Consider the following 19,378-nt stretch of genomic DNA (forward strand, 5'->3'; position numbering starts at 1 on the left):
TTCTATTAATTCACAGTATTGATATATTTTATTTTTACATTTGATATATTATTGATAACTTTGTCACAGAAAATATATTAATAATATGCAGCTAATGAAAAAAGGATTTATTCTAACGGCATTAATACTGATTTCAATCGGTATCAAATCTCAGCCATCAAGGCAATGGACATTGAATGAATGTATACAATATGCCTTGGAAAACAACATAATGCTGAAAAAATCAAAACTCGCCAAACAATCGGCTACAGAAGGACTTAAGCAAGCAAAGGCTGATTTATTACCAAATATCAGCCTGTCTACAAACCAATCTGTGGGATATAGACCATGGACTGATATGGGAATAAGCACTGTCACAAACGGAACGGTAGCCACAAGTGTAAAGAAAACATACTATAATGGAAGTTATGGACTTAACCTTAATTGGACTGTATGGAATGGGAACCGGAATATAAACAATATCAAACTGAACAGAATAACAGAAGAACAAGCCGAGTTGGACACTGAAACAAATTCCAACATCATACAGGAGGAAATAGCTAAGCTATACATACAAATACTATATATGAAAGAAGCAATTACCGTTGCTAATCAAAGTTATGCTGTAAGCGTGAAAAATGAGGAACGAGGCAGGGAATTAGTGGAAGTCGGCAAGATGTCTAAAGCAGACTTGGCACAACTAACCGCTCAACGCGCATCAGACAAATATACTTTAGTAAACGCGGAAAGCAACTTGGCCAACTATAAATTACAATTGAAACAGTTGCTGGAACTGACGGGAAACGATGACTTCGACATCCACACCCCTGAAATATCTGATGAAGACGCATTGACAGACATTCCCCAATTGCAATCTATATATGAATCGGCATTAGTCCTAAGACCGGAAATAAGAAAAAGCATATTGTCCATAGAGGCTGGCAATACCAATCTTTCAATAGCCAAAGCCGGATATATGCCAACGATAAGCATTACAGGTGGAGGTGGTACAAGCAGTACTTCCATGACATCAAAGAACTGGGGCACGCAATTGAAAACAAACTTCGACGCATCGGTAGGAGCAACAATAAGTATCCCTATATCGGATAATCGCAAGACAAAGACCGCCATAAGTAAAGCCAAGATAGAACAAGCAGAGAGTATGCTAGATTTAGAAGACAAGAAAAAACAGATTTATTATACCATAGACTCGTATTGGTTGGATGCGACAACAAACCAACAGAAATTTATCGCCGCTATCGACGATGTGAGGAGTGAGGAGGCTAGCTATGAACTGCTAAGCGAACAATTTGAACTTGGCATGAAGAATATAATAGAACTGATGAGTGGAAAGACAAACTTGATAAATGCCCGATACAACAAGCTACAAAGCAAATACATGGCAATTCTAAATATTCAGCTTCTAAACTTCTATAAAGGTGATAAAATTGATATTTAAAATAAATAATATGAAAAGGATAAGTAAAATATGGCTCGGAATAGGAGGCATAATCATAATCGTAACAACAGCATGGCTGTTATCAGGCAACAATAAAAAGACACAGGTCTCCTTTGAAACTTCAACTGTATCGTCAACAACAATTAGAAACAGCATAACCGCAACAGGTACTATCGAACCGGTAACATCTGTCACGGTAGGAACACAGGTTTCCGGTATTGTAAGCAAATTACATGTCGATTATAACAGTGTTGTCAAAAAAGGACAAATAATAGCCGAGTTGGATAAAACAAACCTAATCAGCGAATTAAATACATCCAAAGCTAATTTGGCAAGCGCACAAAGTACATTGAATTATGAGACTTCAAATTTCAATAGATACAACACATTATATAAAAAAGGACTTATAAGCGCGGAAGATTATGAAAACGCAAAACTCAGCTATCTAAAAGCGAAGGAGAATGTTGCCGCATCAAAAGAAACGGTGCAGAAAGCACAAACAAACCTGGGATATGCCACTATTACCTCACCTATCGACGGAATCGTATTATCAAAATCCGTGGAAGAGGGTCAGACTGTCGCAGCAAGTTTCAATACTCCGGAACTGTTTAAAATAGCAAAAGACCTGACCGATATGAGAGTGGTAGCCGATGTTGATGAAGCGGATATTGGTGAAGTGAAAGAAGGTAAGCGCGTAACTTTTACCGTTGACGCATATCCTAATGACATTTTTAAAGGAAGCGTAACCCAAGTGCGACAGGAAGCGACTACAACCAATAATGTCGTTACTTATGAAGTCGTCATAAGTGCGCCAAATGCAGATTTAAAGTTGAAACCCGGACTCACCGCCAATGTTACAATATACACTGCCGAAAAACCTAATGTACTGAGTGTTCAGAATAAAGCTTTGAAATTTTCACCTGATAAGGATATTGTCGGCGACTATAAAATAAATGACATAAAAGGAAAAAGCAAAGTGTGGACATTAGAAGGAAAAAACCTACAAGCCCACAATGTACAAACAGGAATATCAGATGGCATTAATACTGAGATTTTAAGAGGAATAAAACAAGGAACAACTATTATCACAGGTATAAAAGAACCCGAGGACGACGAAATAAACTCAGAGGAAGATGTACGCTCTCCCTTTGCACCTGGACCACCAAAGCGAAACAACAAAAAGCAATGACAAATGGTAGATAAAAACAAAAAAGCAGTCATAGAACTACAAAACGTCAAACGCAAATTTGTAGTCGGTGACGAGATCGTATATGCCCTGCGCGGTGTTTCCTTCAAAATATACGAAGGCGAATTTGTCACGATAATGGGAAAGTCTGGTTCTGGAAAATCCACACTGCTTAACCAACTCGGTTGTCTTGATACACCGTCAAGTGGAGAGTATCTGCTAGATGGCATTTCGGTTAGAAGCATGTCAAAAGCGCAAAGAGCCGTTCTCCGTAACCGCAAAATAGGATTTATATTCCAAAACTATAACCTTCTACCTAAAACCACAAGCGTGGAAAATGTCGAGTTGCCACTCATGTACAACAGTGAAATAAGTGCGACAGAACGCAATAATCGGGCTATCGACTCACTGAATGCAGTGGGACTCGGCAACCGGCTTTACCACAAATCAAATCAAATGTCAGGCGGACAGATGCAACGAGTAGCAATAGCGAGGGCTTTGGTCAACAACCCGGCTGTCATCCTTGCAGACGAAGCTACCGGCAACCTTGATACAAGGACTTCGTTTGAAATACTTGTTTTATTTCAAAAACTGCATGAGGAAGGCCGCACTATCATATTTGTCACTCACAACCCGGATATAGCCAATTATTCCAGTCGCAATATTATGCTTCGGGACGGTAAGGTCATAACTGATGAATACAATAATAACATATTGTCGGCAGCAGAGGGTCTTGCCGCATTACCCACAAATACAGAAGATTAATCATGAACTATATAAACCTATTTAAGATTGCGTTGAAAGCCATCGCCGCCAACAAGATGCGTTCTTTCCTTACCGCCTTGGGAATAATCATAGGTATAGCATCGGTGATAACCATGCTTGCTGTCGGCCAGGGAACAAAGTTGAGCATCCAGGCAAGTATATCGGAAATGGGCTCAAATATGATTATGATACACCCAGGAGCAGATCGAAGAGGTGGAGTAAAACAAGATGCGTCTTCCATGGAGACTCTAAAACTGGATGATTATCAAGCGATAAAAGATGAATGCAAATATATAAAAGCAATCAGTCCGATGGTAAGCAGCGGTGGACAATTTATATACGGCAACGAAAACACGCCCTCTTCCATATACGGTGTCAATCAGGATTATCTCGATATAAGGCAGATTAGTATTTCGGATGGAGAAATGTTTGATGACGGAGATATAAAAACGAGCGCAAAAGTATGTGTGCTGGGGCAAACGGTAGTCGATAATCTTTTTCCGGATGGCAGCGAACCTATCGGAAAAATCGTGAGATTTAACTCCATCCCGTTCAGGGTAATCGGAATACTTAAAAAGAAAGGATACAACTCAATGGGTATGGATCAAGACGATTTGGTATTAGCTCCATATACATCGGTAATGAAAAGAATACTGGCCCAGACATATCTCAGCGGTATACAATGCTCTGCCATCACAGAAGAAGCTACCGAATATGCGACAAGCGAAATAAGGGAGATATTGAGACGTACACACAGATTAAAAGACAAGAGCCACAAAACGGACGCTGATGAAGATGACTTCAACATTCGTTCTCAAGAGGAACTGGCGTCAATGATGAATAATACCACAAACATGCTGACCATCCTATTGGGATGTGTCGCCGGCATCTCACTCATTGTCGGTGGCATAGGAATCATGAACATCATGTATGTGAGCGTTACGGAACGTACAAGAGAAATAGGTCTTCGCATGAGCGTGGGAGCACGCGGGATAGACATTCTTAACCAATTCCTGATAGAAGCAGTACTGTTAAGCGTCACAGGTGGAGTCATTGGGGTAATAATAGGGGTCAGTGCCTCTTACGCAATACAAACATTCGTCCACTGGCCGATAGCCATTCAATTATGGACTATAGTCATGAGCTTTGCGGTATGTACGTTCACGGGAATATTTTTCGGATGGTATCCGGCTAAAAAAGCGGCAAATCTTGACCCTATTGAGGCTCTGAGATACGAATAAGCGTATAGGTTTGATAATTATGACCAAAAACAAATTGACATATATTATTCACGCTGCGATATGGATTGCAATATTCATGTCACCGTTAATTTTCATAAATCAAGGTGACAGCATGAACTTGGATATATTTCTTATTTTCAGCGTTATACCTTTATCACAATTCATCCTGTTCTATACAAATTACCTTTGGCTTGCTCCAAAACTATTTACCGAAAAAGAGAAAAAGTATTATTATTTTACAAACATCATCATTATAGTGGTTATGGGTACGGCTGTTCATTACTGGATAGAATACAGCTGCTCTTTATTTGGAAGTGAACCGCACGTTATGCCGGTTAAAAGACATAATATTTCTTCGCTCTTTATATTACGAGACTGTTTTAACCTTACCATTACCGCAATCATAGCCACATGCATACGACTGGCCATGAGATGGCAATCATTGGAAATGGCGCATAAGGAAGCGGAAGCCGCACGCAGCAAAGCAGAACTCAAAAACTTGCGTATACAAATAAATCCGCATTTTCTGCTTAACACATTGAACAACATTTATGCACTCACTGCTTTTGATACTCAAAAGGCACAAGATGCAATAATGGAATTAAGCAAACTGCTACACCACGTTCTTTACGATAATCAGGAACAATATGTAGATATTGATAAAGAAGCAAGATTTCTTAAAAACTACGTCAATCTGATGCAAATCAGACTTACGGCAAATACCGATGTGCAAATGAATATAAAAATCCCGGAAAACAATTGCATTCATATTGCTCCGCTTATATTCATATCCTTGATTGAGAATGCGTTTAAACACGGAGTCAGCGCAACCCAAGACGGTTTTATATACATTGATCTTCACGCAGACAATTCGTGTATAACATTCTCCATTGAAAACAGTTATTTCCCTAAAAATGAGAAAGACAGAAGCGGACACGGCATAGGATTGAAACAGGTTGCCAAGCGCCTTCAACTTATATATCCAAATGCCTATGAATGGACAAGGAATATCAATGAGACCAAGACTGTATATAAATCCACAATAAAAATATATGACACTAAACTGTATAATAATCGATGACGAACCGTTAGCATGCGAACTGTTAGCCAGTTATGCCCGTAAAACACCTTTCATCACACTAAGAGGCACATACAACAGCGCCATAAGTGCAATGAAAGACATTCGGAACACTCCCGTTGATTTGATTTTTCTTGATATACAAATGCCGGAATTAAGCGGAATCGAGTTTGCCAGAATCATTCCGAAAGAAACTAAAATCATCTTCACGACAGCATTCGACCAATATGCTCTACATGGATATAAAGTTAATGCGATAGACTATTTACTAAAACCCATCAGCTACAACGACTTCATTATGTCTGCAGATAAAGCATTAGAGTGGTTCAGTTCCTTGAAAAACAAAACCAACCACGACGGAAACAGATTTATAATGATAAAAAGCGATTATAAACTCATACGCATATCACTTGACGATATTCTATATATCGAAGGCCAAAAAGATTATGTCCGCATATATATGAATAATGGAGAGAAAATAATGTCACTGATAAACTTAAAGACCCTGGAACAACATCTCCCGGAACCGGAGTTCATGCGTACCCATCGTTCATATATAGTTCATATGGACAAAATAACCGTTTTAGACCGTTTACGAATTGTCTTTGGCAATAAACACATACCTATATCCGATAGCTATAAAGACAACATCATGGCTTACTTTGACAAACATACATTAAGCTGAAAAGTATTTTCTTTTCTCATAAGCTATATAAGAGTACAAATCATGCCAACAACTCCTCCGGTTTCATGATAAATGTCGTCGCGCCGTGTTCTATAAGAAATTCTCTATCACGAAATCCCCATAAAACACTTATACACGGCAGACCACTGTTGCGGGCTGTTTCGATATCAACATCACTGTCACCTATATAAACAGTACCATCCTTGTCTGCCCCAAGTCTGCGCATTGCCTCAAAAACCGCATCCGGTGCTGGTTTTTTACGTATACCATCCCGCTCCCCGATAGCCACATCTATATATCCGCCAAAAAAATAACGGCACAGTTCCTCGGTTGCCGCATAAAACTTATTGCTTACCACAGCCATCCGCTTGCCCCGCTTTTTCAGTTCCGCAAGTAGTTCCATTATACCCGGATAAGGATCGGTGGTATCAAGCGAGTGTTCCATATAATGCTCACGAAATGTCATATACACATTATTGAAATCACTATTCCCGATTCCTTCGGGTACAGCCCGTTCTATAAGTTTTCTCACGCCATTACCCACAAATAATCTAATATCCTCGTATGTATGTTCCGGCATTCCGTAACGGCGAAGCGCATAGTTTGTCGATGCCACCAAATCGGTTAGCGTGCTGAGCAACGTGCCATCGAGATCGAATATATATGTATTATAGTCTTTCATCGTTTACTTCGTTTTATCATTGTTTTTATCTTCTGATTATATTTATCAGCTTTAAGAAGTTCTTCAATTGTAATATGCATACGATATTTCCAACGGTTATCATTGTCACTTGGAATATTTATCCTTTCGCCACGAATGTCTTTCGAACGCAGTTCCGAATCCATTGCAAGCCAATCCTGCAAAGACAAAAGACACATCATCGACGGACAATACAGATGACGGGCTATTATCTCTTCCGCTATATGCGCCGGCAAATGCTCCGGTGCGTGCCCTTCCTTTTGAAGCATCGTCACGTAATATCTCTGGGCATGCTCCGGGTTTTCTTCCCACCAAAGGCGCAGAGACGGCATGTCATGGGTGGATATTGTCGCTACACTTCGATACGGATTTGCTTCAAGATGAGCAAACTCATAACCATTCTGCTTTGGCATCGACTGAATTTCAAGAGTCAGTACCCGTAATGAATCCAAAACATGACTGACACATTGCGGCAGCATACCCAAATCTTCCGCACACGGAAGCATTCTCGTTCCACGCAACAACATTTGCAGTTTTACTGCCGCACGCTCTCCCCAAAACATGTCATGACGCTGATAAAAATAATTATTATACAGCCGCATGAAAGCATCTTTGTCTTCCGCGTTTAATGCGTCAAACACCAAATCGTTATATGCACCGATACGAGGATGATACATCTCATGCTGTCTCGGATCCTCAACAAACAGCACATTGCTTATCAAACGATACAGTCCGTCACGAATCCACAGACTGTTCTCGTCTCGTTTCCCCTCAAACAGGAACTGAACTTTACGTTGCGTGTCACATTCTGATTTAAGTTCATACATGCCATATGCTTTATTTATCAGAAAATTGTCTCTCACATAGTCTGCATGAATGCCGAACAACTTGCTTATAACACGATCGTTTATAAACGGACGCGTAAACAACTCCTTGCGAAACTTCAAACCGAAATACTCTATTTCGCTGCCGGTGAGAGGCAAAGCCGGATAAAAGTGGCCGAGCAGTCCATGCACGGCATTCTGTGGTATCTCCCATATCCTGAAAAAGCCAAGAGCATGATCTATGCGGAATGCACCGAAATACTGTTCCATGTGAGCCAGGCGATCACGCCACCAGCGGCATCCATCTTTCATCATTACATCCCAATTATATGTAGGAAGTAACCAGTTCTGACCGTTATATGAAAAATTGTCTGGTGGTGCGCCTGTCTGGAAATCCAAATTGAAATATTCCGGTTGTACCCATGCTTCGACACTGTCACGGCGTATTCCTATTGGAATATCTCCTTTAAGCACCACTCCATGGGCACGAGCATAATCGCCCACCTCTTTCAACTGTTTATGTAACAGATATTGAATATAGTATATATACGTTATCTCATCCTTATGCTCATCACAACAGGCTTTTACCTTCTTCTCATCATAGACACTATACTCTCCCCATTCGGAAAAAACGGCTGTCGAATACCTGTCACGCAACAAGCAAAACACGGCATACGGCATGAGCCATCTGACGTTCTTTGCCACAAAATCCTTATAACCGGCAGAGCCGACGACACACTGCCCCTGCTCGACATACAACAGTCTCAAATATTCAGACTTGACACGCCCCACTGCTTCATAGTCACTGTAGCCGATAGCGTTCAACTCACGACGCCGACGATTGAAAGTCATCATGTCATCAGTGCTCCTCAACCGTCCTGCGGCTTCAAGATCTACATAATGCGGATGCAGGGCATATATGGATATAGCCGTATAAGGGCAAGAATCTCTCCACCCGTGTGTCAATGTCGTATCGTTAAGAGGAAGGGTCTGTATCACCTTCATTCCAGTAGCAACAGCCCAATCGACCATACGACGCAAATCGCCAAAATCACCGACTCCATAAGACTGCGAACTACGCAATGAAAACACAGGAACAACAACTCCGGCCACTCTCCATATATCTTCTCTGACTCTGATTATGCCGCCGTCAAGTACCAGCACTTGTCCGTCTGACACTTCAATACCGTTTGCAGATCGGTTCCCTCCTTCTTCCCATGCTATCAGTTCGCCGGTCTTTTCATCCACAATCACATACTTGTATTCAACTGGCACCATTATGCCCATCACATTTACAGACAACATCCACTCCATCATCCCGGCATACTGCATCTTCAGATATCGGGAAACATTCCATCCGCCTATAGCAGGATGATTTCCGCAAAGTGCCAACACCTGTCCCGGTTTTAACTGAGGGGCCGAGACACGAAATAATATGGTACGACGGTATATCGGCAACCGCAACGGTTGCACTGTATCATCCTGCCTGCCAAGGTGTGCCGTTATACAGGCATTGGTATACAGATGATACTGCAAAGGTATTTCACGCCACTCATCAGGAATGATATAATCTCTCATGGAGTCAAATTCAAGAATGCGTGGCACCAAATCCCATTCGCTTCTTAAAACATGCCCGTCATCATCCTCCACCTGATACCTGTATCTGAACGACGCCACAGGATGACTCCTCGACTCTACGGCCACTGTTTCAAGCATCCATAACCGTCCGTCACCGGTAGACATCCGCATGTTATGGCTCTTCACCATTCCGTCCTTACCCAGATAGTCAATGACAACATGCAGGCTTTCGCCCCACGCTGTATTATAGTCAATGCTGAATCTTAATTTCATAGTCTCATGTCTCACATGTTCATACCAAATGCATACTTGCAAAGGTAGTAAAAAACAAATAAAACATTTCTCTATTATTGGAAAATGCAGTACCTTTGTAATGTTTTTTAATAGACGATAAATGAAACTTATAAAATCAAAACTTTATCTTTATATTGCAGGCGGATGTCTGCTATTGATAATTTTCTTATTTCACTATTATTTCTTCTCCGCCTTTTCCATCAAAAGCGATATCAGTTACGTTTATATTGACAATGATGACACGGCCGATTCCGTATACACAAAACTCGGAGCAATTGGGGCAAACCACACCATAGCCGGATTTAAGACACTGGCAAGACATACCGGCTATGAAGAAAATATACGTACCGGAAGATATGTTATAAACCCTGGCGAAGGGGTGATGAAGGTTTTCCGCCGCATCAAAAACGGCCAACAGACATCCATCAGTCTCACTATCCCGGAAGCGCGTACAATGGAAAAACTTGCCGGAGCGTTATCAAAAAAACTTATGATAGACAGCACTACCATAATAAAAACGCTTACCGACTCGACCACATGTGCCGCTTACGGGTACGACACGGCATCTATTGTTGCCATGTTCGTGCCAAACACCTATGACATATATTGGAATACGAGTATTGACAAGTTCATGGAAAGAATGGAGAAAGAACACGCCAAGTTCTGGAACAAAGAGCGCACAGAAAAAGCAAAAGCCATGAACATGACGCCTGTACAAGTGGCAACTCTTGCAAGCATCATAGACGAAGAAACAGCCAACACGGCAGAGAAACCTATGGTGGCGGGCATGTACTACAACCGCCTGAAAACAGATATGCCCCTTCAAGCCGATCCGACAATTAAATTCGCATTGAAAAACTTCGGATTGCGCCGGATTTATAATAAATTGTTGCGCGTTGACAGCCCTTATAACACATATAAAAACACCGGACTACCACCCGGCCCCATAAAAGTGGCCTCTATAGCAGGTATAGATGCCGTACTTAACCATGCAGTACATGACTATATTTATATGTGTGCGAAAGAGGATTTTTCCGGAACCCACAATTTTGCCATTACTTACGAAGAACACCTGCGAAACGCGGCAAAATACAGCAAAGCCCTCAATGAACGGGGAATAAAATAATAAAAACAAAAATGCCTCTCGCTTCACATTCACAGTGAGAGGCATTTTCCTCAATAGGTATTAGCCATTTTAAGGTAAAAAGATTGTATTCAGGATAACGAAAGCAAAGATAAACATCTTTTTACTATTTTACAAATTTGACAATATGTTTTTAAACATGTTTCCAACAAAAAGTGACAAAAGTATATTCTCCACTCTAATTTGTAAAGAAAACTATATGATTTTTTGGCATTGAAAATGAAAGCAAATAGAATTTGGACATCATTGTTTTTATCTTAAAATCAATATTAAAACAAGAAAAAAACACCTTCGTCTTGCAATAAGGTACTTGTTGGACTGCATTTAGCGGCTTATCGCCTTGCAATAAGTATCCCGTTGCGATGCAACGGGCATGCTATTGCAAGGTAACGGGATGCTTATTGCAACACAACGAGGGGCTAAATGAATACGAACAAATGTAATAAATATTCAAACAGCTAATTATCAGAATATTACAAATTCGCTCAAAATTCGGATACTTCCAAATAAAAATTTTTTTTTGAAAATAAGCCAAATATACGAAAGTATTTGTTCACTTTTTTGACAAAAACGAATTTAGTGATTATCTCAGGCGCAAACCGTCTCCCACCCTTATCTGGTAGTCCGGTGAAAGACCATTCATCTTATATAAATTGGCCAACCGTATTCCGTATAATTGTGCTATGCTGTACATCGACTCACCGGGTTTCACATAGTGCAACCTTCCTTTATAACTTTTAGGAGCTTTCGTACGCTTTTTTTTGAGATATATAATTTCGCCTTCTTCAAGTATATCCTTGCGATTCCGTTCATTATACTTTGCCAATGAACGATATGAAATACCAACCTCGGCAGCAATAGTCCTAAACGTATCACCGTGCCGTGCTTTCACATAATAATTGTTATTAAATTCAAACACTTGGTGTAGAACCCCGCCTTTGCCGGCAATGTCTTTGCTCCTGCGAGCAAAGAACTTATCATATTTCCTTGCCTTGTCAAACTCATGCAGTCTGTAAAGTTGAATTATCTCTATAAGTTTCTTTGCATACTGGGGATTGGTAGCATAACCGGCTGCTCTCAATCCATGCGCCCATCCTTTATAATCAGTGACTTTAAGACTGAACAACTTGCGGTATCTCTGCCCTCCGGCCAAAAAGCGGGAATGGTCTTCATAACTTTCATAAGCATTACGATAGGCTCTGAAACACTCATTCCTTGCGTCATCATCATGATATACGGCACGTCCCTGCCACCCATGGCATTTTATTCCGAAATGATTATTCCCTTTTGTAGCCAATACACTCAATCCTGCACGAGACTCAAACAGCCCCTGAGCAAGTGTTATACTTGCCGGAATATTGTATTTCAGCATCTGCTCTATGGCCAGGTCCTTATATTGGTTTATGTATTGTTGATATGCTTGATTCCACCGCATCTGCGCTTGCGCTAAGGCAGCAAACAGACATAAACATGTTGTCAATATATATCGCGTCATTATAAGTATCGTTTTTATAATACAAAAGTAGTGAAAATAATCTACTTATCACAGATAATTTGCTAAATTTGCACCAAAAGATATATTATGGAAGAAAGAACGGTAAAATCGATATTTACGATATGCAAACAGGAAGAGTTGCCTTGCGATGAGCAAAGATTGGTGAACAAGGCCATCGAAGCCACACAAAACTCATACTCCAAGTACTCGCATTTCAGTGTGGGAGCGGCGTTGCAACTTGACAACGGAGAGGAAATAACAGGATGCAATCAGGAAAATGCCGCATTCTCAGTCACAATCTGTGCGGAACGTACTGCCCTGTTTACCGCAGGAGCACAATTCCCTGATAATGCCGTAGTCAAAATTGCCATTGCCGCAAGAAACCGTGAAGGACTATTGGCAGACCCGATAACCCCATGCGGCACTTGCAGGCAGGCACTTATCGAGACCGAGCAAAGGTTTGGCAGAGAAGTCCGTATATTGCTTTACGGTACCAAACATATATATGTAATGGACGGCATAAAAAACTTGATGCCACTTTCCTTTAACGAGGAAAAACTATAAGACGTTTCGGATCCACATACTGATAGCAACCGATATCAGGTATATCGCCACGGTCTTTACCTATGCGGTCTGTGAGGTATTGTCCTATAGGCATGGCATTTCCTCTTGCGGTAGACATGGAATCCAACTTGAAGTTGTAATACATGTTTTCCTCATCAATAAGAATGAAGTGGCCTTTACCTTGCAATGTGTCTTTAGGTGTCTCCCAAATTATATTACTGTAAGCTCCGCTATTGATCATGTTACTGTCAGGCTTTTCCGTACGCAATATGGAATTGGCAAAATAATAGCTGAAAGCCACTGTCGTATCTTTCGTCTCTCCATATACGACATCGCCGGCGTACCCCGTTACCAATGTATTATAGCATTCAAAAGCATGAAGAGGATAATCATACTCCCCTTTGAAATTAGTAAAGCGTAACGCCGCCCCCCTATCCGCACTGAACGGATAGAATTGGGCTATGGTACAATATACAATCAATGCACTTCCTCCATGTATTGCGACACAATCTCCGAGAGTATTGGTTATCTGACTGTTTACAATGGACACATTCGAGTTGTTGGTTTCCACCCCCGTCCCTTTGCAATTATGTATAATAACATTTTCCAGCGTAAGCCTGGAAGTAAGCGGGTCATAAGCCGCGGAATCGCATACCACACCATATTCGGCACTGTGAATATCCGCATTTGAAATGTAGTTGCCAGACGAGGAAGAATGTATACGTATGCCACGCCACTGTCCGCTCACACGGTCGTACGGCAGATAATCAAACATTCGGTCTGTGCGATCTCCCCTGAAAACTACATCGTTACCGACATTACCCTTGTTTACAATAAGCCTGCCATATACATCTATTCCGGCTCCGTCATGAAAATAAAGACATGCCGGAGCATTTATAGTAAGTGTAGCGCCACTATCGACCGAAAGCCCACGGCGGATGACAATAGGCTTGTTTCCGGATATGACACTGTCTTTTTTTATCACAACGGTATCACACAGTAATGCATCCCACGAATATGCTCGCAGGCATACGCTCTGCTCCACACCACTTTCAAGATTAAAAAGAAGATTGTCCTCTACAAGCTGAGGCGTATCCGAATTATTCATGGCCGATGTCAATTCTACGAAAACCCTTATACTGTCTCCTTTACGTATTTCAATATCGCTGACTTGACTCCCGAGGGCATTATCCAGATACTCTCCGTCAACATTCACACGAAAACCGGTTTGGTTTCCCCGTTGGAGCCTGACCTTACGCACACGGATACCATCACCACTATTATTATATACCCAAAAATTGTATGTTGAAGTAGGAACAGTACTGAAAAGAGTATCCATATTTACCGTATCCGTGGAAAATGTCAGTATATCCGAACGGTTTGTACCGAAAGAATCATCGTCTGTACAAGCCGAGAAAAAAGTTACCGACAATATTGTCATAAAAAAAAATAGTCGTTTCATCTTAATGATAAAACGACTATTCTCATATTTTATTGTGCCTATTATTTCTCATCTCCGAAATAACGCTTGTATAATCCCATGAAACCCGCACAATGGCGAGCTTCATCTTTTGCCATCTCATGAACAGTATCATGTGTAGCGTCCATTCCGGCTGCCTTGGCATTCTTCGCTATACGGAATTTGTCTTCGCAAGCACCTTTCTCTGCTGCTATACGTGCTTCAAGATTACTCTTCGTATCTCCAAGTACGTCACCCAACAACTCTGCAAATTTAGCCGCATGCTCCGCTTCTTCAAATGCGTAACGCTTATAAGCCTCGGCAATCTCCGGATAACCCTCACGGTCAGCCTGACGGCTCATGGCAAGATACATTCCAACCTCACCACACTCTCCGTTGAAATGTGCGTTAAGATCGGCTATCATCTCCTCGTTAGCGCCCTCATTCTTCGCTGCGCCGAGAGTATGTACTGTCGCGAATGTCATCTCATCATCAGATACCATTTCGGTAAACTTAGAGGCGGGAGCCTTACAAATCGGGCACGATTCCGGTGCCGCATCACCCTCATATATGTAACCACATACAGAGCAAATAAACTTCTTCTTCATAATTGTTGTAAATCTAAATATATTTCTTTGCAAAAATACGAAATATCATACACTTGAACAAATTTATCAATTGATTTATTCAATTAATTCTACTTCTTCCACTTTGCTCCTTCTCTCAATATAAACTTTATTTTTTTGTCTTTATTGACTACCGGCTTATTCCATTCGCCGGCAAAAAGCTGTATAGTCGTTTTCTTTCCAACGGGAGCATTGTCCACCGCTCTCTGTACATCAAAATAATCACCGACACCATCTGATGCCACTGAGATATCATAGTTCAGTGTGTGCTTTCTCAAGGCCGGAACTTCCTTGGCGATAGCATCCGTAAGCAAGCGGGCAACAACATGTGCTCCATATACATTATAATGTGTATTGTCCTGACGCCCTTTGGGAACCGATGGCTCCTCGCCTGGTAAAAACCACATGTGCAATTTCTTGGATTTCTCCTTTCCGAGTCCCTGTTCAAGGTCATGGGTTATCTTATTGGCATCTACAAAAGGAACATCCATTTCTTTCGCAACATTACGCGGTGCCACAACATAATCTCCATGAGTGTCTACCAATATGTCACCTTCCTCGTTTGACTGTATTTTGGTAGGACCCGTGGTATTACGTAAAGCCTCATCATCGTCATTGTCAGGAGCCGACTTCAAGAAGTTACGGCGTACAACACTATTGAACAAAACTGGAATGCCACCTTTCTCACGAGTTTCACGAATGAATTTACGAAGATTGTCATCAAATGTCGACCCTGGGTCTGTATGCCTGTCAGCCTTAGGCTTTTCATCATTATGGCCGAACTGTATAAATACATAATCACCAGGCTTTATTTTGTCCACAACAACTTTCCAACGTCCCTCATCTATAAAACTCTTGGATGAACGACCGTTTACGGCATGGTTATCAACTATTATTCCTTCATCAAAATAACATTGCAGAGCCATTCCCCACCCTCTTTCAAGATTACCGTTTTTAATTGGTTTGTTGGCCATCGTCGAATCACCAATCATAAATATTGTTATTGTATTATCTCGCTTAAAGGCGGATAAGGTTATAACGACAATCAATAAATAGATTATGTTTTTAAGCTTTCTCATAAAATTTATCTGATTTATAAAACAATCATCCTCCAATATCTACCGGAAACCATATAACCTGTCATTCCGTTGAATTTGCGACGATATCGATCATCTCTTCAATCGTAATCAAATTCTGCTCTCCGGTAGACATGTTCTTCAATGTTATCTTACTCTCTTTTATCTCATTCTCTCCAATCAAAGCTACAAACGGTATGCTTTTATTATTTGCATAACTCATCTGTTTCTTCATTTTGGCAGAATCGGGATATATCTCCACACGTATACCGGCTTCTCTGAGTCGGTTTATCAAAGTAAGACTATAAACAGCCTCTTTCTCACCGAAATTTATAAAAAGAACCTGGGTGGATGATACGGCATCGGTAGGATATAAATTTAAACTATTCAGTACATCATAAATTCGATCTGCTCCGAAAGAGATCCCTACACCGCTTATTCCCGGCATTCCGAATATTCCGGTAAGATTGTCATAACGACCACCGCCAGTTATACTTCCAATTGGAGTATCAAGCGCTTTTACCTCAAAGATCGCACCGGTATAATAGTTCAGTCCGCGTGCCAAAGACAAATCGAGTTGTATTTCATTTCTCAACCCAACGGTCTTTAATGTATCAAGTATAAAACGACATTCTTCTATGCCTTTCTGACCTATTTCGCTATCTCTGAGAACTCCACTGATAACAGACAATTTGTCATCATTCGCACCATCAAGTGATAATATCGGTTGCAACTTCATTATTGAATCATCTGACAAGCCTGATGCCCGCAACTCCTCGTTAACATTATCTATACCAATCTTATCTAGTTTGTCTATGGCAACGGTTATATCAACAATCTTGTCTGCCGCTCCGATGGTTTCCGCTATACCTGTGAGGATTTTCCTATTGTTGATCTTGATTTGTACCCGTATTCCAAAACGGGTGAAAACGGTATCAACAATCTGCATCAATTCTACTTCATTAAGTAGCGAATCGCTACCAACAACATCAGCGTCACATTGATAAAACTCACGATAACGCCCCTTTTGCGGACGATCCGCACGCCATACAGGCTGTATTTGATAACGCTTGAAAGGTAGTTGCAAGTCATTACGATGCATCACGACATATCTGGCAAAAGGCACAGTAAGATCATAGCGAAGTCCTTTCTCACATATACGCGAAGCCAAACGCAATGAGTTACGTTCTTCAAGTTCTTCTGATGTAACACTGCTTAAATAGTCGCCACTGTTCAATATTTTGAAAAGCAGTTTGTCACCCTCCTCTCCATACTTCCCCATCAGAGTTTGAAGAGTTTCTATTGAGGGGGTCTCAATCTGCTCAAAACCATATAATGCATATACGGAACGAATTGTATTAAAAATATAATTACGCTTCGCCATCTCTATGGGAGAGAAGTCACGAGTTCCTTTCGGTATACTTGGTTTCTGTGCCATTACTTCAAAATAATAGTCTGATCCCTATCCGGACCTATTGAAATTATAGTTATCGGTGTCTCTAATTCTGCTTCAAGGAATGCGATATAGTCTTTAAATGCTTGCGGGAATTGTTCTTCCGAAGTAAATTTTGTCATATCCGTCTTCCATCCCGGCAGTTCTTCGTAGACAGGTTCTATACCTTCCTCTATATCATAAGGGAAATAGTCTATCTCCTCTCCGTTCTTTTTATATGCCACACAAGCTTTGATCTTCTCAAATCCGTCAAGAACATCGCTTTTCATCATAATTAATTTTGTAACACCATTAACCATAATAGCATATTTCAAAGCAACAAGATCAATCCAACCACAACGACGTTCACGTCCCGTCACCGCTCCGTATTCGTGCCCCAAAGCACGGATATTATCTCCTGTCTCATCAAAAAGCTCAGTCGGGAAAGGACCGGCACCGACCCTCGTGCAATAAGCTTTCATTATACCATAAACATCCCCAATCTTATTAGGACCTATTCCCAGTCCGGTACATGCTCCGGCACAAATCGTATTAGAGGATGTAACAAACGGATATGAACCGAAATCCACATCGAGCATCGTACCCTGAGCACCTTCGCAAAGAATACTTTTACCGCTTTTAAGAAGATTATTTATTTCATGCTCAGAATCCACTATCTTAAAGCGACGAAGATACTCTATTCCCTCAAGCCAATTCTTCTCAACCTCAGTAATATCATATTCATAGTCCATTGAAGCCAAAATACTCTCATGACGTGCCTTGCACTCTGCATATTTACGCTCAAAACCTTCGAAAATATCACCAACGCGCAATCCGTTACGTGACACCTTGTCCGTATATGTAGGACCGATACCCTTTCCCGTAGTGCCGACTTTGCTTTTACCTTTAGCCGCCTCATAAGCTGCATCAAGCACTCGGTGTGTAGGCATAATCAAATGGGCTTTTTTAGATATGTAAAGCCGTGATATCAGTTCGTGCCCACTTGCCTCCAACGCTTTGGCCTCATCCATGAAAAGATCAGGAGCGAGCACTACACCATTTCCTATTATATTGACTTTACCACCTTGGAATATGCCTGAAGGAACACTGCGCAATACATATTTCTGACCTTCAAATTCCAATGTATGACCGGCATTCGGGCCGCCCTGAAATCGAGCTATAACATCATACTTCGGTGTAAGTACATCAACTACTTTACCTTTTCCTTCATCACCCCACTGAAGCCCCAGCAGGACATCAACTTTGCCTTTGTTCATTTTATATGTTTTTTTTGTGATTTCACTTTCTGCCTATTATTCCTTTGCCTCGTCAACTTAGCCTGACATGAACTACATATCCCATATATATATAAAGAGAAGCCATCTTTACGAAATCTTTCCAAACGCATGCCGCTTATAACTTTTTCTATTTCCAATGACTTAAACTCCGTTATTTTTCCGCAAGTAGTACATATTTGATGACAATGACTACTGTTATCATAACAAGCTTCATACTTCGTACATCCTTGAAATCTATGACGAATAACCAACCGTAACTCCATGAAAAGCCTTAGTGTGTTATACAATGTAGCACGGCTGACCGGGAAATGGTAGTCTTCACGAAGTCTTTCTCCTAATTCCTCTAACGTAAAATGTCCGTCAATGCTATATACAGCATCAAGTATGGCAAACCGCTCCGGAGTCTTCCGGTGGTTACTTAATTCCAAATAATTGGTCAGAATACTCTTCACGGATTCTTTCACGTTATCTTTCATCTTCCCTAATCATCATAAA

The 19,378-nt window shown here is 41.0% G+C and carries 17 protein-coding genes; 8 read left to right on the forward strand and 9 right to left on the reverse strand.

Annotation, left to right across the window (positions count from 1 at the left end; genetic code table 11):
• Nucleotides 1–94: 94 nt before the first annotated feature.
• The 6 genes from HPS53_RS06690 to HPS53_RS06715 all read left to right on the forward strand — a co-directional run bounded on the left by HPS53_RS06690 (nt 95) and on the right by HPS53_RS06715 (nt 6,393).
• Nucleotides 95–1,438 (forward strand): TolC family protein, encoded by a 1,344-nt coding sequence (locus tag HPS53_RS06690; protein WP_172205270.1) that lies wholly within the window; start codon nt 95–97, stop codon nt 1,436–1,438.
• Between the two features lie 10 nt (nt 1,439–1,448).
• Nucleotides 1,449–2,627: an efflux RND transporter periplasmic adaptor subunit gene (locus HPS53_RS06695; RefSeq protein ID WP_172205272.1), complete on the forward strand. Its 1,179-nt coding sequence runs from the start codon at nt 1,449–1,451 to the stop codon at nt 2,625–2,627.
• A gap of 3 nt (nt 2,628–2,630) precedes the next feature.
• The gene (locus HPS53_RS06700; protein WP_104369588.1) at nt 2,631–3,389 is read left to right on the forward strand and encodes an ABC transporter ATP-binding protein; all 759 of its coding nucleotides are present in this window, start codon (nt 2,631–2,633) and stop codon (nt 3,387–3,389) included.
• Between the two features lie 2 nt (nt 3,390–3,391).
• Entirely contained in the window at nt 3,392–4,630 is a 1,239-nt protein-coding gene (locus HPS53_RS06705) for an ABC transporter permease (RefSeq protein ID WP_172205274.1), read from the forward strand.
• A 112-nt stretch (nt 4,631–4,742) separates the two neighbouring features.
• Nucleotides 4,743–5,711 (forward strand): sensor histidine kinase, encoded by a 969-nt coding sequence (locus HPS53_RS06710; protein ID WP_104369606.1) that lies wholly within the window; start codon nt 4,743–4,745, stop codon nt 5,709–5,711.
• On the forward strand, nt 5,683–6,393 hold the full coding sequence (locus tag HPS53_RS06715; protein WP_172205276.1) for a LytTR family DNA-binding domain-containing protein: 711 nt from the start codon (nt 5,683–5,685) through the stop codon (nt 6,391–6,393). Before HPS53_RS06710 ends, HPS53_RS06715 begins: the two co-directional genes overlap by 29 nt.
• Nucleotides 6,394–6,433: 40 nt before the next feature.
• Here the strand turns inward: HPS53_RS06715 and HPS53_RS06720 are convergent, their stop codons facing one another.
• Both HPS53_RS06720 and HPS53_RS06725 read right to left on the reverse strand, forming a co-directional pair.
• Nucleotides 6,434–7,075, reverse strand: a complete 642-nt coding sequence (locus HPS53_RS06720; RefSeq protein WP_104369585.1) for an HAD family hydrolase — start codon at nt 7,073–7,075, stop codon at nt 6,434–6,436.
• The gene (locus HPS53_RS06725; RefSeq protein ID WP_104369584.1) at nt 7,072–9,768 is read right to left on the reverse strand and encodes a 4-alpha-glucanotransferase; all 2,697 of its coding nucleotides are present in this window, start codon (nt 9,766–9,768) and stop codon (nt 7,072–7,074) included. The genes HPS53_RS06720 and HPS53_RS06725 overlap by 4 nt, the downstream gene beginning before the upstream one ends.
• A gap of 121 nt (nt 9,769–9,889) precedes the next feature.
• On the opposite strand from HPS53_RS06725, the gene mltG reads away from it, so the two are divergent.
• Nucleotides 9,890–10,915: an endolytic transglycosylase MltG gene (gene mltG / locus HPS53_RS06730; RefSeq protein WP_104369583.1), complete on the forward strand. Its 1,026-nt coding sequence runs from the start codon at nt 9,890–9,892 to the stop codon at nt 10,913–10,915.
• Nucleotides 10,916–11,516: 601 nt separating this feature from the next.
• On the opposite strand, the gene HPS53_RS06735 is transcribed toward mltG, so the two are convergent.
• Nucleotides 11,517–12,428, reverse strand: a complete 912-nt coding sequence (locus HPS53_RS06735) for a glucosaminidase domain-containing protein (protein ID WP_104369582.1) — start codon at nt 12,426–12,428, stop codon at nt 11,517–11,519.
• 87 nt (nt 12,429–12,515) lie between these two features.
• Here HPS53_RS06735 and cdd point away from each other — a divergent pair, with 87 nt between their 5' ends.
• Nucleotides 12,516–12,992 carry a cytidine deaminase gene (cdd, locus tag HPS53_RS06740; protein ID WP_104369581.1) on the forward strand — a complete coding sequence of 159 codons (477 nt, stop codon included), beginning with the start codon at nt 12,516–12,518 and terminating at the stop codon, nt 12,990–12,992.
• Here the strand turns inward: cdd and HPS53_RS06745 are convergent.
• From HPS53_RS06745 to HPS53_RS06770, 6 genes are all read right to left on the reverse strand, one after another.
• Nucleotides 12,973–14,433 (reverse strand): right-handed parallel beta-helix repeat-containing protein, encoded by a 1,461-nt coding sequence (locus HPS53_RS06745; RefSeq protein WP_253942838.1) that lies wholly within the window; start codon nt 14,431–14,433, stop codon nt 12,973–12,975. The genes cdd and HPS53_RS06745 overlap by 20 nt on opposite strands.
• 62 nt (nt 14,434–14,495) lie before the next feature.
• Entirely contained in the window at nt 14,496–15,059 is a 564-nt protein-coding gene (locus tag HPS53_RS06750) for an NADH peroxidase (protein ID WP_104369579.1), read from the reverse strand.
• A gap of 89 nt (nt 15,060–15,148) precedes the next feature.
• The gene (locus HPS53_RS06755) at nt 15,149–16,069 is read right to left on the reverse strand and encodes a rhamnogalacturonan acetylesterase (protein ID WP_233210214.1); all 921 of its coding nucleotides are present in this window, start codon (nt 16,067–16,069) and stop codon (nt 15,149–15,151) included.
• A 148-nt stretch (nt 16,070–16,217) separates the two neighbouring features.
• Nucleotides 16,218–17,591, reverse strand: a complete 1,374-nt coding sequence (gene hisS, locus HPS53_RS06760) for a histidine--tRNA ligase (RefSeq protein ID WP_172205280.1) — start codon at nt 17,589–17,591, stop codon at nt 16,218–16,220.
• On the reverse strand, nt 17,591–18,862 hold the full coding sequence (locus tag HPS53_RS06765) for an adenylosuccinate synthase (RefSeq protein WP_104369576.1): 1,272 nt from the start codon (nt 18,860–18,862) through the stop codon (nt 17,591–17,593). The genes hisS and HPS53_RS06765 overlap by 1 nt, the downstream gene beginning before the upstream one ends.
• The gene (locus tag HPS53_RS06770) at nt 18,859–19,359 is read right to left on the reverse strand and encodes a Fur family transcriptional regulator (RefSeq protein ID WP_172205282.1); all 501 of its coding nucleotides are present in this window, start codon (nt 19,357–19,359) and stop codon (nt 18,859–18,861) included. Before HPS53_RS06770 ends, HPS53_RS06765 begins: the two co-directional genes overlap by 4 nt.
• Nucleotides 19,360–19,378 lie beyond the last annotated feature (19 nt).

Origin of the sequence: Prevotella sp. PTAC (assembly GCF_013166535.1) — a bacterium.
Taxonomy (GTDB): Bacteria; Bacteroidota; Bacteroidia; order Bacteroidales; family Bacteroidaceae; genus Prevotella.